Here is a 14,811-nt window from a genome sequence, read left to right as displayed (position 1 = left end):
TTTAAACAAACGCGTTTTGAATAAAAAGAGCTAAAATCGTAAGAAGAAATATACCACCGGCTTTATTGTAAAGTTTGTTTGCCAAAACAAAGAGCAATGCGATTGATGCTGCAGCTAAAATGAGCATATCGAATTTTGTAGCTGCAAGGTTTACGCTGAGTGGATTTAAAAGCGCTGCACCGCCTAAAACCATAGAAAAATTGGCTACATTTGAGCCTATAATATTTCCTATGCTCATCTCCGCATGGCCTTTTTTTACAGCAACAAGTGATACTACGAGTTCAGGCAAAGAGGTACCCAAAGATATTAAAAACAAACCGATAATCCATTCGCTTACATGTAAGCTTCTTGCAATATTTGTACCGCTTTCAACAACGAAATTTGCTCCGCCAATTGTTAAAACAAAACCGATTCCAAGTAATACAATACTTTTAGACCAGTTAAACTTTTCTTTTTCCAGCTCTTCGTCAATTTCAATTTCCAGCTCTTCTTTGTTACTGCCAAATAAAAATATAAGATAAGAAACCATCATAAGTAAGAATAAAGCACCGTCAATGCGGCTGATCTTTCCATCCAGTGCCATAATAAAAAAGATAACCAAAGGCACTATAACCCAGGCACTGTCTTTGGAAAAAAGGTCTCTATCTGGGTTCATTGATTTTGCTATCATGAAAACGACACCCAAAACCAAAGTAATATTAAAAATGACACTACCAACAACATTGGCAACTGCCATATCGCTTTTTCCGTGTGCCGATGCTACCATTGAAGCTGCCATTTCCGGCAGGGATGTGCCAAAAGCCACCAAAGTCGCACCAATAACAAAATGTGAAATATTAAAATGAAGAGCGATTCTTTCTGACTCTTTAATGATAAAATCAGCTCCGTAAATCAAAGCAGCCATTGCGGCTATAAATATAACGTAATCCATTATTATCCTTGCGTTCTGACTATTAAACTCTTGGGAAGGTTAAATTCATTTATGAGTCTCTCTTCTTCTTGTCGCATTTGACCATTGTCAATTTCATGATCATATCCGAGTAGATGTAAAAGTCCGTGTATAAAAAGCAGTGTAAATTCATCTTCTTGTGCATGACCTAGCTCCTTAGCTTTTGCTATAACTAAATCTTGTGACACAACAATGCTTCCAAGAGGACTCATAGGCATCTCTTCATAAGGAAAACTAAGTACATCAGTCGGCTTGTCTATATTTCTGTATTCTTTGTTGATTTGTTGTATTTCATCATTTGTAGTAACAACAAGTTCAATATCTTTGTCTGTTACGCTTGAGGCAATTTTTTGGAGTAATGTGTTGTTTACTTCAAATGAAGTTTTATTGTCAATATCTATCATAAGTGGAATTATAGCAGATGTGAAATCATCTGCCAAGCAAGAGGAGGAATTTAACCTGTAATGTTTATATTTTTTCCTACACCTGTTTTTTGTGCAGTTATTTCTTGTGATTGTTCCTGTGCATCCTCTAATACTTTAAGTACTTGCTGAGCCTGAACATCTTGTGCTTTTTTCAGAATGTCAACTTGTCCTACGCCACCGGATGAACTTTGTGTTGAAGATGATACTTCCATGATTATCTCCTTATTATCTTTATTGCAGAGTATATAACTTAATTCTTTTAGTTAAGATTAAAAAAAATATTTAGTTATGGTAAAATTTTATCATGAAAAAAGAAAATAAAACAAATAAAAAAGCCGTATGTATCATGAGTGGGGGTATGGACTCTACTTTAAGTGCTTATATGATGCAAAATGAAGGTTATGAAATCATAGCAGTTCACTTTAATTATGACCAAAGAACGCAAACAAAAGAACTTGAATGTTTTGAAAATATATGCGCGAGCTTACATGTAAAGCAAAAATATATTTTGGATTTGGACTTTTTTAAGCAACTGGGCGCTTCAGCATTAACAGATAAAACAATAGAAGTTCCGACTCAAGGCATAGAAGAGGGTGTACCCGTGACCTATGTACCTTTTAGAAACGGTATTTTTTTATCGATGGCAGCTGCAATAGCCGAAAAAGAGAGTGCCCAGATAATTAGTATCGGTGTAGTCGAAGAAGACAGCAGTGGTTATCCTGATTGCAGGGAAGAGTATATAAAAGCGATGCAAAATGCTATTAATCTAGGGACAAAAGAAGAGACAAATATAGAAATAAAAATGCCTTTGGTGCATCTCAAAAAATCTCAAATCGTGCAAGAAGCATTGAAGTTGAATGTTCCTTTGGAATTAACTTGGAGCTGCTATAAAAATGAAAAGAAAGCCTGCGGTATTTGTGACAGCTGCAGACTTCGCCTAAACGGCTTTGAAACAGCAGGTGTGACTGATCCGATTCCTTATGAATAAAACCATTACATGTAAAGAGTTAAGTGCAGAGTTAGTGTATGCTCCAAAACTCAAACACAGTTATATTAAAGTAAATCATGACTCAAGCATAGTTATAAAAACACCATATAAGCAAGAACGCTACGCAGTGGATTTTTTTCATGAAAAAGAGCTGTGGATTAGAAAACAGCTTCATAAAAATTTTCTCAATCAGCAACTACAGGTGAATTTGGAAGATGAAGTAATGATATTTGGTGAAATTTATAGTATAGACAGTAATGAGGCGGAGTATCTGCGGGCTAAACTCCATCGTCTGCGTACTAGTGAGCCAAAGAGAGTGTTGTCTGCTTATGATGATTTTTATAAATATATTTCTCATGAATATCTGCCTCAAAGAGTACAATACTTTGCAAATATAATGAATTTGGATTATAAGGTTTTAAAATTTAGAAAGATGAAAAGCAGGTGGGGGAGTTGTAGCTCTTCAAAAGAAATCACGCTTAATACGCAGCTGATGAAAGTCCAAAAAGAACTTGTTGATTATGTAGTAGTTCACGAGCTTGCACATCTTGTACATATGAACCATTCAAAACGTTTTCACGAACTGGTTGAAGCGTATTTACCTCATTCAAAAACTCTCAGAAAAAGATTAAAAGATATCCGCTTACCTGCGTAAATAATTTTTATGATATTTACTTGAAGGAGACCAAAGCATCCATCCGTTTGAGCCTATGTCTTGGGCTGCTTTTATCTGTTCTTGAATCTCTTTTCTTTTATACTCTTTTTTTGTATGTGTATAGTCTTTAAAGTATTGCAGCCAGGGTCTTATTCTATTGCTTGGCACTCTGTCTTGAATATTTTTTATACTTCTGTATATAACTTCATAAGGATGTTCTGCCGGATATTTAAAATAAAAAGAACCACTTGAAAATCCTGAGGGGTAAAGCATTGGGCAAAGGTAATCTGCATGCGCTGCTAGTGATGAAACAGTTTGCCCTATGCCGTTATCATCTTTTGACCAGCAGATGTTACCATATGTGTCAACCGATATAAATACACCATATTTTCTCAATCTTTTTTGTGCCCGGTCTAAAAAAACTTCTATGGCTTTTGTGCGATTAGGCTGATTGCATTGTTTTGAAAATTTAAGTCCCTTTTTTGCCGGAAATCTGATATAGTCAAAGTTAATTTCATCATAACCGACTTTTGCCGCTTCTTCGGCGATAGATATTGCGTAATTATGTGAGCGCTTATCAAACGGATCAACCCAGGCCATATTGTCATGATTTCTCCATATGCTGTTATTGGTGTCTCTTTTTATAGCATAATCAACATTATTGGATGCCTGAAGTTCATCTTTAAAGGTAACGATTCTGGCAATAGTATAAATATTTTTTTCTTTCATAATTTTCATGAATTTTTTAATATCTCTGTTTGTGCGTTTTTTGTAGGCACCATAGCTGTTTGCCTGCTTAAATCCTGTCCAGAATGATGTTGAGCCATATTCATTTTTCACATCGACAACAAGTGCATTTGCCTGGGTTTCATCTATGAGTTTAAGTATTTTTTTTAAGGTCCCTGAATTATTGCTTGCTCCCCAAAAAGTGAGGTAAAGCGCTTTTACCGTAATGGGAATAAGTTTTATAGTGGTTGTATTTAAATCCGATGAAAACGTATAGGGTCTGTATCCGTACGCTTTAATATGATATGTTTTTTCTTTAGAGTTTATAAAAAAAGAGCCGTTTTCATCACTTTTTATTGAGAAAGAAGAATCACTGATAATCACAGCATTGATTGGCTGTGATGTATTTGCATCAATAAGCCTGCCTTGGAAAGATGCGTATGCCAATGTCGTAAATAAAAATGTTAAGAACAGTAATTTTTTCAATAGAATCTCTTTAGATGATTTTTTGAAATACTACTATCTTTAAGCAAATAAAGAGCCTAAACTATCTGATATTTAAAAAATAACCCAAACTTGCATCACTCCACTCTTTGGAGAGCTTTAGATGTGCTTTTATTGATGCATAAACTTTCGCAAAGTCATTGTTATCAGTACTTAAATCAGTTATGACTTCTTGTAGGGCTTTTTTACCTGCTTGTGTTACATCATCGGGAAATTTTGCAAGTTTTACATCCAGGCTTTTGAGCTTTTGTAAGGCATGTATATTTTCATAATGAAATTCTGTTGCCATATTTGCATTCATTTCGCTTGATGCAACTTCAATCATTGACTGATGCTCACGTGCTAGTTTATTCCAAGTATGTTTATTGAATGTTAACTCAAGCACAGAACCGGGTTCGTGCCATCCAGAGTAATAGTAGGGCGCAACTTTATAAAAGCCCATTTTGATGTCAAGCGCAGGGCCTACCCACTCGGTCGCATCAATAACACCGCGCTCCAACGAAGTATAAATTTCTCCTGCAGGCAAAAGAATAGGGTTAACACCCATGCGTGAAAAAACTTCTCCGCCAAGACCAGGAATACGCATTTTGAGCCCCTGCATATCTGCCAAAGAATTGATGGGTTTTCTAAACCATCCGCCCATTTGAATATTTGTATTTCCGCCTAAAAACGGATGCAAGTTATACTTTGCATACTGTTTTCTCCATAAATCCATGCCTCCGCCGTAAAGCATCCATGAGTTAACTTCTTCTGCTGTAAAACCAAAAGGAATGCCGCTGTAGAGTGAAAAAGCAGAATTTTTACCCTTCCAATAATATGGCCCAGAGTGAAAAGCATCTATTTGACCGCTGGAACAAGCATCAAAGACCGCTAAAGCAGGAACAAGGACATTTTTAGGATAAATTTTGATCTCTAATGTTCCACCACTTATTTCTTTAACACGTTTTGCAAACTTTTCAACACCCGTACCCATTATAGGAAAATGTGCGGGCCAGCTTGTTGCTAGTTTTATAACTGTTTTTTTATTTTTATTAAAATGAATATTTTTTACAGTATCGCTGTGCTTTTGAGGGTGTTTTGAATAGTCTATAGCAACATGCTTGCCCTCATTACAGCCATTGAGTGCTATGGCTGCAGAAGCAACAGTTGCCGTACTTAAAAAATCTCTACGATTCATCTATTTGTCCTTATGGTTTTGTTTGTTAAAAATCCAAAGTTAATTGTGTCTGTCTGGTTAAAGGTTTTTCCAATAAAGTTTTATCTGCACCAACAATGAGGGCAAAATGAAAATTACTTGATTGCAAGATATTTTTTATTTCATCTTTGTTTTTATAAATAAAAATATTTTCATGTTCTAAAGTGCCTGCATCAAGTGACTGTTTACATGTAAAGGGAATAATATAAATAATCTTTGCCCATGTAGCCTGTTTTTGTAAAAAGCTTATTTCATTTTCTATTAAAGAGGTGCTTTTTTCAAATATTAATACCTTATCACTGGTACCAAAATCTTTTATTTCAAAGTTTTTGTTTGTAAAAACTGCTTCGAAATGGTCTATCGGTGTAAATTTTCTCAATCTGAAATTGATTTTTAAAATTTTAAACAAATAAAGCAGCTGTTCAAGATAAGGCATAAAAAATGGCGAAACAAGTTGCCTTTCATAAAATATATTGTCATATATAAAAGATGTCTCAAAAAGAGTCTGTTCAATAATATTTATATTTTGTGCCTTATTTTTTGGCAGTTCTTTAATATTTGTAAACAAATCCGTGGAAGTCAGAGCAGGACTGAACAGGACGGTAGAACCATTTTGTATACCAGACAACTCTTTAAAAATAGTCTTAATGTCACCATCTAAAGCAATAAAATTTGGTTCTGTAACAACTTGCAGAGCAAGTTTGAGTATGATTTCATCACAGGCATACACTGATATTTCTTTATTAATAAGTTCAAAACGCAGAAGACGTTTTAGGGTGTCTTCAAGATCTTTGACTTTTATCCAGGCTATTTCACTGTCTGTTATTTGTGTAGGTTTATCAAATACAACACCGTATGCACCATTAAAAATGGCATCTTTTATAGTACTTTCATCAAATGCGATAAAAAGATCACCTCTTCTTACAGCTTTTGCATCAAAAACAATGTTATTAAAACTATTTACAAAAGGAGTGTTTATTAACTCTCCATGTGTAAGTGCTAGAGTATTTTCAAGTCTCATCCAATAGGTGTGCCTGCTTTTTTAGGTTTTTCGGGTCTTATTAAACATAAACCATCTTCATCTTTAGCAGCAAGAAGCATGCCTTCACTAATCATGCCCATAAGTTTGGTAGGTTTTAGGTTCGCTACGACACATACTTGAGTATTCATTAAATCATTAGGAGAATAAAACTCTTTTATTCCTGCAACAACCTGTCTTGGACTTTCTTCGCCCAAATCAACCTGCAGTTTTAAAAGTTTTTTACTTTTTGGTACTTCTTCGGCTGCAACAACTGTCCCAACTTTTAAAGATGTTTCAAAAAACTGGCCAATCTCTATAAGATTATCATCTTCTTTTTTTGTCTCTTTTACTTTGTTGTTAGAGTTTTGCTCTTCTTTTATTGTTTCAGGTTCAGCTTTTGGAGCTTCTTGCATTAAAGGCTCTTCAACACGAGGAAAAAGAGGCGGAACTTTTTTGATATTAAATAATTTTAATAGCTTTTTATCAATGATAAGCTCTTTATAGCTTGCATTATTTATTTCAAAAGAAAGTGCATCGGCAATAATGTTCGTTGTGTTTGGCATAATAGGGTGCAGCATGACAGCAGCTTTTGCCAAGATGTTTGCAACTACAGCGACGGTAGCGAGTGCTTCATCTTTTTGGTTGTTTTTCATTTTCACCCATGGCTCATACTCTTGAATAACACCGTTACCGATTGCAAAGAGTTTCCATAGCTCTTCAAGGTATCTATGTGTTTGTAAATTTTCCATAAAGCTATCAAGAGAATTAAGAACTGTATTCATTTGAGTAATTTCTTTAGCATGATATTTTTCTACATCAACACTGTCTATCTCAAAATCAGAATATTTTCCGCTCATACCAATGATACGGTTAAGAAGATTCCCCAAATCATTAGAGAGTTCCGAGTTAATTCTATCTATAAATGCTCTTTGCGAAAAATCACCGTCTTGCCCAAAAGGAACCTCCCGTAGCATAAAGTAACGAAGATTTTCTACACCGTAGGCATCTGCAACTTCTTTTGGAGAGACGACATTCCCTTTAGATTTACTCATTTTTTCACCATCGCGTGTCCACCAGCCATGTGCACCTATATGTTTTGGCAGTTCTAAACCAAGACTCATTAAAAATGCAGGCCAGTAAATAGCATGAAAACGAAGTATATCTTTACCTACAAAGTGAATATCTGCCGGCCAATAGTTCATTTTTGCTTCATCACTGCCATATCCTAGAGCAGTAATATAGTTTAAAAGCGCATCAAGCCAAACATACATAACATGCTTGTCATCCCCAATACTTTTGGGCATTTTTACACCCCAGCTAAATGATGTACGTGTTACAGAAAGGTCGCGAAGACCACCTTTTACAAAGCTTACAACTTCATTTGCGCGAGAGCGGGGCATAATAAAATCAGGATGATTTGCATAATGCTCTAACAGCTTGTCTTCATAGTTGGAAAGTTTGAAAAAATAACTCTCTTCTTTTACTATACTGGTAGCTCTTCCGCAGTCAGGACAAAATTCACCGTCTATAAGTTGCGTCTCCGGAAAAAATGTTTCACAGCTCACACAATAGTGACCTTCGTAGAAATCTTTATAAATATCGCCTTTTGCATACATAACTTCAAAAGCTTTTTGCACACCTTTTTTATGGTCTTCATCGGTTGTACGTATAAATTTATCATAACTGATACCAAATTCATCCCAAAGGTTTTTAAAAGTTGCACTGATTTCATCTGCAAACTCTTGTGTAGGTTTACCGGCTTTTTCTGCGGACTCTTCTATTTTTTGTCCATGTTCATCCGTTCCTGTTAAAAAGAAAGTATCCTCACCTTTGAGTCTTTCATAGCGTGCCATAGTGTCTGCGATGAAAGTCGTGTAAGCATGCCCAATATGAGCCTCTCCGTTGACATAGTATATAGGTGTTGTTATGTATTTACTCAATTTGTTTTCCTGTTAAATATTTAATGTATTTTATCTAAAATGTTTTATATTGCCAATAGTATTAAAATTCAAATCCGCCTGTTTCGCCTTTTGACATACTGTTATAAACGGCTTTGATATATTCATCTCGTAATTCACAACCAAAATAGTGTTCGCATACGCTACAGCTTTTATGGCTTTTTTGTTCTTGACACGCTTGAACTTTTTGTATCATCTCATCAAGATATAATTCAAACTTATCTTTTGGCTTCTCATGCATTCTTTGCATATACCTCTTTTACTCTGTCAACTTCATATTTTGAACCAAAGAAACATGGAGAAGTGTCATGAATATGTGCATGACCAAGACTCATAAGCTCATTTTTACCATCTATGGCTTCACCACCAGATGTTTTATATACAAAGGCAAAAGGGAAAACTTCAAAAAGGCGGCGAAGTTTTCCTTTTGGTTTATCACTTGTAGCAGGGTAACTGAAGAGTCCGCCGCCTTTAAGAAGAATTTGGTGCAAATCAGGAACCATTCCACCTGAATATCGAAGACGATACCCCTCGGCAAAAAAGCCGTCTATCATGGCTTTATGGTATTTTTCCCAGTTTTGTTGTGTTCCACCTGGAGCCATAATCTTGCCTTTTTCACCAAGTCTGATTTCTTTGACAAATTCAAACTCACCAGCCTGTAAAAGATACAGTTTTGTTTTGTTTTGAGCAAAGACCATTTCAACTCGCGGACCATATACTACATAACATGCAGCTACCATTTTTTCCGTCCCAAAAGCACCTTCATAAATACCAAAAATTGAACCTACGCTAAGATTTACATCAATTAATGATGAACCATCAAGAGGATCGTAAGCTATAAAATACTTTCCGTTTGCATGTAAAACTTCTTCATGCTCTTTTTCTTCACTGGCTATCGTATTTATAGAAGAAACTTTTGAAAATTCTTCTTCAATAATCATATCACACTTAATATCAAGCTCCAGTTGTGTTTCACCCGAGCTGTTTTCCTGCTGTGAGTAACCTATGTCTTTTACGTCTATCGCATCTTTAATTCTTTTTGCACTTTTTTGAATTGCATCAAATATATCTCTCATTTATGTTCCTTTTTAAACTTTTTTTGCATTTTTCAGTATCCATGATATAACTTCATCCGTAGAATTTAAATTTAAAATATCTACCTCTTCAGGCAGCGTGTATGCACTGATGTTGACGCTTTCATCTATTGCCAGCGCATCCATATACGGAAAATAATCTTCGTCAATACTATTTCTAAATATACTTATTCGAGGCAGGGGTAAATTTTTTAATCCTTCAACGAGCAAAATATCAAAACTGTGAAACATACGTATCATTTCATCGAGCTCTGCATGACGATGTGAAAAATATGTTGTTCTACTTGGCGAAGTCACTATAACTTCAGCACCTGTATCACTAAATTTGTAACTGTCTTTACCCTGAACATCAAATCTGGCTTTATCTTTTGGATCATGCTTTATAATAGCCACTTCCAAATGATGTTCATGAATAAGTTTTCTGGCTACTTTTAGTATTAATGTTGTTTTACCGCTGTTGGACGGTCCTGTAAATGCAACTGCTAATCTTTTTTTCAATGTATGACTTTTGTTTAAATTTTAAGATATTAGACTTCCTGAATAACCTAACTATATCTCAGCATTTTATAGAGAGTTTTAATCAAGGCAGATGTTCTTCAGCGTAGCCGTAGCTACGGTGAAGGTTATCTAACGCAGAGTAAAGCTCTCTATAAATTGCCCAAAGGGAGAGATAAAAAAAGCGAACTTGCACAAAACTTTTTCTCACCGTAGCTATGGCTACGCTTTAAAAAAGTTTTATACAATTTCATCTTTTTTTCTTCCCTCTGAGATATATTTAGGTTATTCAGGAAGTCTATTATACAAAAGAAGAGTTTAATAAGATATAATTCTTTTAAAAAATAAGGCTGAAAATGAAATTTTTATTACCAATATTATTATTAATGATAACTTTTTGGGGATGTGCACAAAAAAATGCTTTTGAAAGGTTTCACATATCAGAGTCTCAAGAGTTAGCTGAAGATAATATTCAGAGCAGTAAAGTTATTAATAAAAAAGCTGAAGTTGTCGGTATCATCACAGCTGTATATTTAAACAAAATAAATCCAGAATTATATAGTGATCATGAATATTTTTATGTATATTTGTATGCTAAAAACAAAAATGATGCAATCAACTTTTCTTTAAATGGTATGCCTGCACTTTTGGCGGAAGAATTATCTGCTGAAAATGAGTTTACAGCACTGACTTCATTTAAGTCAAAATGGAATAAATATTATCTTGTCGGTTTTGCAAAGCAGCAGGGAACTTTGAACTTGAAGGTTCAAATCGGAAAAAGTTCCGCTGCATTGGTCTTTAAGCAAGACCGGTAATTTAATACAGTATAGATCGAATAATAACTATAAGTACTTGTAAGGCTATAATAATAATCAGCGGTGCAAAATCCAGACCATTGAGGTCTGTTCGTATAAATTTTCTCACAAACGCATATGCCGGGTTTGTGACTCTATAAAGAAACTGAACAATAGGATTGTATGGGTCAGGGTTCACAAAACTAAGCAGTGCTGCTATAATAATCACCCAAATATAGACATTTATCAGTCCTATGAAAATTCCGCCGATTCCTTGTATAATTTCAACTAATGCGCTCATTTGACAATCTCCTTAATATAGTTTTTAAGATATTTATATACTTCTGCAACATCAGGTCCATTCTTAGCATTTGTAAGTAAGATGCGAAGGGGTTTAGAAAAGTTTTTGCCCTTTAGTCCTGTTTCTTTCAATATATAATTTTTGAAATCATCATATTCTTCAAAATAGGGTGCATCTTTAATTGTTTTTGCCATAAGCGCAGTTTGTTCTGTAAACTCTTGGGGAATATCTCTTTTTGCAAAAATCGGTGCAACTTTTTCCTTGAGTTCTTTTGTTGTACCTGCTTCTTCCAGATAAATACGCGCAAGTTCGCCTATTTCTGCATCAGCAAAACCCACATAACGCGATAATTCTGTTGCATCAAGATTTTTTAAATGTTCTTTGTTAATGTGTTTAAGCATATCTAAATCAAAACGGGCAGGGCTTTTTGAAATTTTGTCTAAATCAAACCATTCTATTGCTTCTTTTACAGTAAATATCTCTTTTGGGGGCTTGTTTCCGATTAATATTAAATAATTTGAGATAGCCTCAGGCAAATAACCTTCTTCTAAAAGCCATTTAACACTTAATATATCATCATTTAAGATCATAGGTAAATGTGCATATTCCATTTTTTTATCATATCCAAGCTGATTCCTTACATGTACCTGTTTTGGGCTGTTGTCTATTTGGTCTTCACTCTGAATGATGAGAGAAATATCACTCAGCATATCATCAACAGCACAGGCAAAATTATAAGTAGGTGTTTTGTCTAGTCGCATTATTATAAAACTATCAACGGCATCAGGATCAAAACTAATTTCACCTTTGATGTGATCTTGAATAACAATAGGTTTTTCTGGACGTGCTATTCTAACCGTAAAAGGGGCAGTGTTGTCTATAACGAGTTCCGGCGGGAGGTTTCTGCAGGCATCATCGTAGCAATAGGCTTTTTTAGCTTCTTTTGCTTCATCACACTTTTTTTCTAACCACTCGGGTGAACAAAAACAGGCAAAAGCTTTTTTTTCATGTAAAAGCTGCAGTGCCATGGCTGAATGAAAACGAAAATTTTGACTTTGATAAATAACTTGAGAGTACTCAATGCCAAAAAGTCCTAAAATATCCAGTATTTCCTGGTCTTTGCCTTCTATATTTCTCTCTTTGTCTGTGTCTTCTATCCTGACAATTAAATCTTCATTTTTTTGTTTTGATACAATATAGTTTAAGAGAGCAACTCTTAGGTCATCTATATGCATATCACCAGTAGGGCTGGATGCAAATCTTAGCATTAATATTCCTAGGTAATTTTTTTGTAATTTTAACAAAAATTTGATTAATTATAAGCTCTAGTTTGATAAAATACAATCCTTATAATAAAGGTTTAGTAATAATGAACAAGAAAAAAGATTTTTTACGTACGATAGTTGAAAATGATTTAAAATCAGGTAAATATAAAGAGATAGTTACAAGATTTCCACCGGAACCTAATGGTTTTCCTCACATTGGACATGCGAAATCCATATCTATAAATTTTGGTATCGCTCGTGATTATAATGGTCACTGTAACCTAAGAATGGATGATACCAACCCAACCAAAGAAGACACAAAATATGTTCACGCTCTTGAAGATGCAGTAAAATGGCTTGGGTTTGACTGGGGTGAGCATCTATATTTTACTTCTGATTATTTTTCTCAGATACATGATTATGCTATCAAGCTTATCAAAATGGGTAAAGCTTATGTTGATAGTCTTTGCGAGGATGAAATACGCGAGTATCGCGGAACTGTTACGCAACCGGGTAAACGTAGTAAATTTGCACAAAGAAGTGTAGAAGAGAATCTAGATCTTTTTGAGAGAATGAAAAACGGTGAATTTAAAGATGGTGAGCATGTTTTGAGAGCAAAAATAGATATGAGTGCAGCCAATATGAAAATGAGGGATCCTCTTTTATATCGTATTAGACATGCTCATCACTTCAGAGCAGGAGATAAATGGTCAATCTATCCAATGTATGATTTTGCACACTGTTTATCTGACTATATAGAGGGCATCACACACTCAATTTGTACATTAGAGTTTGAAAATAACCGTGATATTTATGACTGGGTATTAGATACTCTTGAACTAAAACCGCCTCGTCCTTATCAGTATGAATTTGCACGACTTAATATTAACTATACAGTCATGAGTAAAAGAAAACTTTTAGAACTGGTTGAAGGTGGATATGTGAGTGGATGGGATGATCCTCGCCTTCCTACGATTGCAGGGTACAGAAGAAGAGGTTACACCCCGGAGTCCATTTTAAACTTTTGTGACCAAATCGGTATAGCAAAAGCGAACTCTGTGGTTGATGTCGCACAGCTTGAGTTTTGTATAAGAGATGGTTTAAATCCAAAAGTGCCTCGAGTTTTGTGTGTTCTTGATCCTCTTAAAGTAACGATTGAAAATTATGAAGGCTCCGAGGAGCTTGAAGCGCCATACTATCCGCATGATGTGCCAAAAGAGGGCTCAAGAAAGATACCATTCTCAAAAGAAATTTATATTGAAAAAGATGACTTTGCAGAAAACCCTCCAAAAGGTTACTTCCGTCTTACACCTGAGCAACCTGTAAGACTCAGACATGGTTATATTATTAGTTGTAAAGAGGTCATCAAAGACGAAAACGGAAATATTACAGAAATAAAAGCCGAGTATTATCCTGATTCTAAAAGCGGCGCTGAAGATACAAGCGGCATAAAGGTAAAAAGTGCGATTCAGTGGGTGAGTGTTGCAGATGCTAAAAAAGTAGAAGTACGACTCTATGACAGACTCTTTAAAAACGAAGCACCGGAAGGGATTGAAGATCTTAATCCAAACTCGCTGCAAATTATCAAAAATGCATTTATCGAACCTGCTGTCATCACTGAAAAACCTGATGAAAGATTTCAGTTTGAGAGACAAGGATATTTTTATACCGATCCGATTGATTACAGTGATGAGAATCCTGTGTTTAATAAAATCGTAGGTCTGAAAGATTCTTGGGCAAAAAAGGCAAAAACAAAGCAGACTGCACCTAAACCACAGCCTAAAAAAGTGCAAGTAGACGGTGAAGTTGCACCTATGACTGATGAGCAAAAAATATTGTTTGAAAAATATACTAATGAACTTAGGTTAAACAGCGAAGTATCGAATACTTTAGCTCGTGATAAATTTCTATCAAACTTTTTTGAAGATGCTCTGTGTGCTTTTAACTGCCCTGTCAGTATATCTAACATTGTGGTTAATGAAGTAGCTAGAGAACTAAAACAAGCACAAGCAGATGAATTGAAATTTAGTGCAGGGCACATATCGCAACTTGTAAAAATGATTGATGCTGATACTATCTCAAGTAAAATTGCAAAACAAGTGTTTGAAGAAATGGCTAAGACAGGAGAAAACCCGACACAAATAGTTAAAGCTAAAGGACTGGTGCAAATAAGTGACCCAGCTAAAATTTCTCCTATTATTGATGAAATAATTTCAAATAACCCAGACAATGTTGCCAAATTTAAAGCAGGAAATACCAAACTATTGGGCTTCTTTGTGGGACAAGTGTTAAAAAAGACAGGCGGCAAAGCAAACCCAAAAGTTGTAAATGAACTTGTTGCACAAAAGTTACAATAATTACTTCTAAAGGCTAGTGTTTAACTGGTCTTTATTTAAATCCCATCAACATTTCAGATTTGAGTTATATATTTATTTAAATGA

The 14,811-nt window shown here is 35.0% G+C and carries 16 protein-coding genes; 4 read left to right on the top strand and 12 right to left on the bottom strand.

The genetic code is table 11. The annotated features are described in order from the left end of the window. Nucleotide 1 precedes the first annotated feature (1 nt). The 3 genes from SAUT_RS05820 to SAUT_RS05810 are packed head-to-tail and all read right to left on the bottom strand — an operon-like array spanning nucleotide 2 to nucleotide 1,586. Nucleotides 2–931, bottom strand: a complete 930-nt coding sequence (locus tag SAUT_RS05820) for a calcium/sodium antiporter (protein WP_013326945.1) — start codon at nucleotides 929–931, stop codon at nucleotides 2–4. Between the two features lie 2 nt (nucleotides 932–933). After that, nucleotides 934–1,353: an rRNA maturation RNase YbeY gene (ybeY, locus tag SAUT_RS05815; protein ID WP_013326944.1), complete on the bottom strand. Its 420-nt coding sequence runs from the start codon at nucleotides 1,351–1,353 to the stop codon at nucleotides 934–936. A gap of 50 nt (nucleotides 1,354–1,403) precedes the next feature. Continuing rightward, complete coding sequence (locus SAUT_RS05810) at nucleotides 1,404–1,586, bottom strand: hypothetical protein (RefSeq protein WP_013326943.1); 183 nt, start codon at nucleotides 1,584–1,586, stop codon at nucleotides 1,404–1,406. A 92-nt stretch (nucleotides 1,587–1,678) separates the two neighbouring features. Here SAUT_RS05810 and queC point away from each other — a divergent pair, with 92 nt between their 5' ends. Together queC and SAUT_RS05800 are read left to right on the top strand one after the other, a co-directional pair. Next, a complete protein-coding gene (gene queC, locus SAUT_RS05805; protein WP_013326942.1) occupies nucleotides 1,679–2,362 on the top strand; it encodes a 7-cyano-7-deazaguanine synthase QueC in 684 nt (227 codons plus the stop codon). After that, nucleotides 2,355–3,017, top strand: coding sequence for a M48 family metallopeptidase (locus SAUT_RS05800; protein ID WP_013326941.1), 663 nt, complete (start codon nucleotides 2,355–2,357; stop codon nucleotides 3,015–3,017). Before queC ends, SAUT_RS05800 begins: the two co-directional genes overlap by 8 nt. Here SAUT_RS05800 and SAUT_RS05795 read toward each other — a convergent pair. The 7 genes from SAUT_RS05795 to mobB all read right to left on the bottom strand — a co-directional run bounded on the left by SAUT_RS05795 (nucleotide 3,006) and on the right by mobB (nucleotide 10,013). Next, nucleotides 3,006–4,229, bottom strand: coding sequence for a putative glycoside hydrolase (locus tag SAUT_RS05795; protein ID WP_013326940.1), 1,224 nt, complete (start codon nucleotides 4,227–4,229; stop codon nucleotides 3,006–3,008). The two genes, SAUT_RS05800 and SAUT_RS05795, sit on opposite strands and share 12 nt — an antisense overlap. Before the next feature lie 61 nt (nucleotides 4,230–4,290). Then, nucleotides 4,291–5,424, bottom strand: coding sequence for a TRAP transporter substrate-binding protein (locus SAUT_RS05790; RefSeq protein WP_013326939.1), 1,134 nt, complete (start codon nucleotides 5,422–5,424; stop codon nucleotides 4,291–4,293). 25 nt (nucleotides 5,425–5,449) lie between these two features. Beyond that, nucleotides 5,450–6,463: a hypothetical protein gene (locus tag SAUT_RS05785; protein ID WP_013326938.1), complete on the bottom strand. Its 1,014-nt coding sequence runs from the start codon at nucleotides 6,461–6,463 to the stop codon at nucleotides 5,450–5,452. Continuing rightward, on the bottom strand, nucleotides 6,460–8,403 hold the full coding sequence (metG, locus tag SAUT_RS05780; RefSeq protein ID WP_013326937.1) for a methionine--tRNA ligase: 1,944 nt from the start codon (nucleotides 8,401–8,403) through the stop codon (nucleotides 6,460–6,462). Before metG ends, SAUT_RS05785 begins: the two co-directional genes overlap by 4 nt. A 61-nt stretch (nucleotides 8,404–8,464) precedes the next feature. Next, nucleotides 8,465–8,671, bottom strand: coding sequence for a hypothetical protein (locus SAUT_RS05775; protein WP_174250631.1), 207 nt, complete (start codon nucleotides 8,669–8,671; stop codon nucleotides 8,465–8,467). After that, nucleotides 8,655–9,497: a class 1 fructose-bisphosphatase gene (locus tag SAUT_RS05770; protein ID WP_013326935.1), complete on the bottom strand. Its 843-nt coding sequence runs from the start codon at nucleotides 9,495–9,497 to the stop codon at nucleotides 8,655–8,657. The genes SAUT_RS05775 and SAUT_RS05770 overlap by 17 nt, the downstream gene beginning before the upstream one ends. 12 nt (nucleotides 9,498–9,509) lie before the next feature. Further along, on the bottom strand, nucleotides 9,510–10,013 hold the full coding sequence (gene mobB / locus SAUT_RS05765; protein WP_013326934.1) for a molybdopterin-guanine dinucleotide biosynthesis protein B: 504 nt from the start codon (nucleotides 10,011–10,013) through the stop codon (nucleotides 9,510–9,512). A 353-nt stretch (nucleotides 10,014–10,366) separates the two neighbouring features. On the opposite strand from mobB, the gene SAUT_RS05760 reads away from it, so the two are divergent. Continuing rightward, nucleotides 10,367–10,825 carry a hypothetical protein gene (locus SAUT_RS05760; RefSeq protein WP_013326933.1) on the top strand — a complete coding sequence of 153 codons (459 nt, stop codon included), beginning with the start codon at nucleotides 10,367–10,369 and terminating at the stop codon, nucleotides 10,823–10,825. A gap of 1 nt (nucleotide 10,826) precedes the next feature. Here the strand turns inward: SAUT_RS05760 and SAUT_RS05755 are convergent, their stop codons facing one another. Both SAUT_RS05755 and gltX read right to left on the bottom strand, forming a co-directional pair. Next, nucleotides 10,827–11,105 carry a YggT family protein gene (locus SAUT_RS05755; protein WP_013326932.1) on the bottom strand — a complete coding sequence of 93 codons (279 nt, stop codon included), beginning with the start codon at nucleotides 11,103–11,105 and terminating at the stop codon, nucleotides 10,827–10,829. Continuing rightward, on the bottom strand, nucleotides 11,102–12,373 hold the full coding sequence (gene gltX, locus SAUT_RS05750) for a glutamate--tRNA ligase (RefSeq protein ID WP_013326931.1): 1,272 nt from the start codon (nucleotides 12,371–12,373) through the stop codon (nucleotides 11,102–11,104). Before gltX ends, SAUT_RS05755 begins: the two co-directional genes overlap by 4 nt. 101 nt (nucleotides 12,374–12,474) lie before the next feature. Between gltX and SAUT_RS05745 the strand changes: the two genes are divergently transcribed. Then, entirely contained in the window at nucleotides 12,475–14,727 is a 2,253-nt protein-coding gene (locus SAUT_RS05745) for a glutamine--tRNA ligase/YqeY domain fusion protein (protein WP_013326930.1), read from the top strand. The last annotated feature ends 84 nt before the right edge of the window (nucleotides 14,728–14,811 follow it).

It is taken from the genome of Sulfurimonas autotrophica DSM 16294 (assembly GCF_000147355.1).
Classification (GTDB): Bacteria; Campylobacterota; Campylobacteria; order Campylobacterales; family Sulfurimonadaceae; genus Sulfurimonas; species Sulfurimonas autotrophica.
The sequence above is the reverse complement of the archived record's forward strand: the minus strand, read 5'-3'. Positions and strand labels throughout refer to the sequence as shown.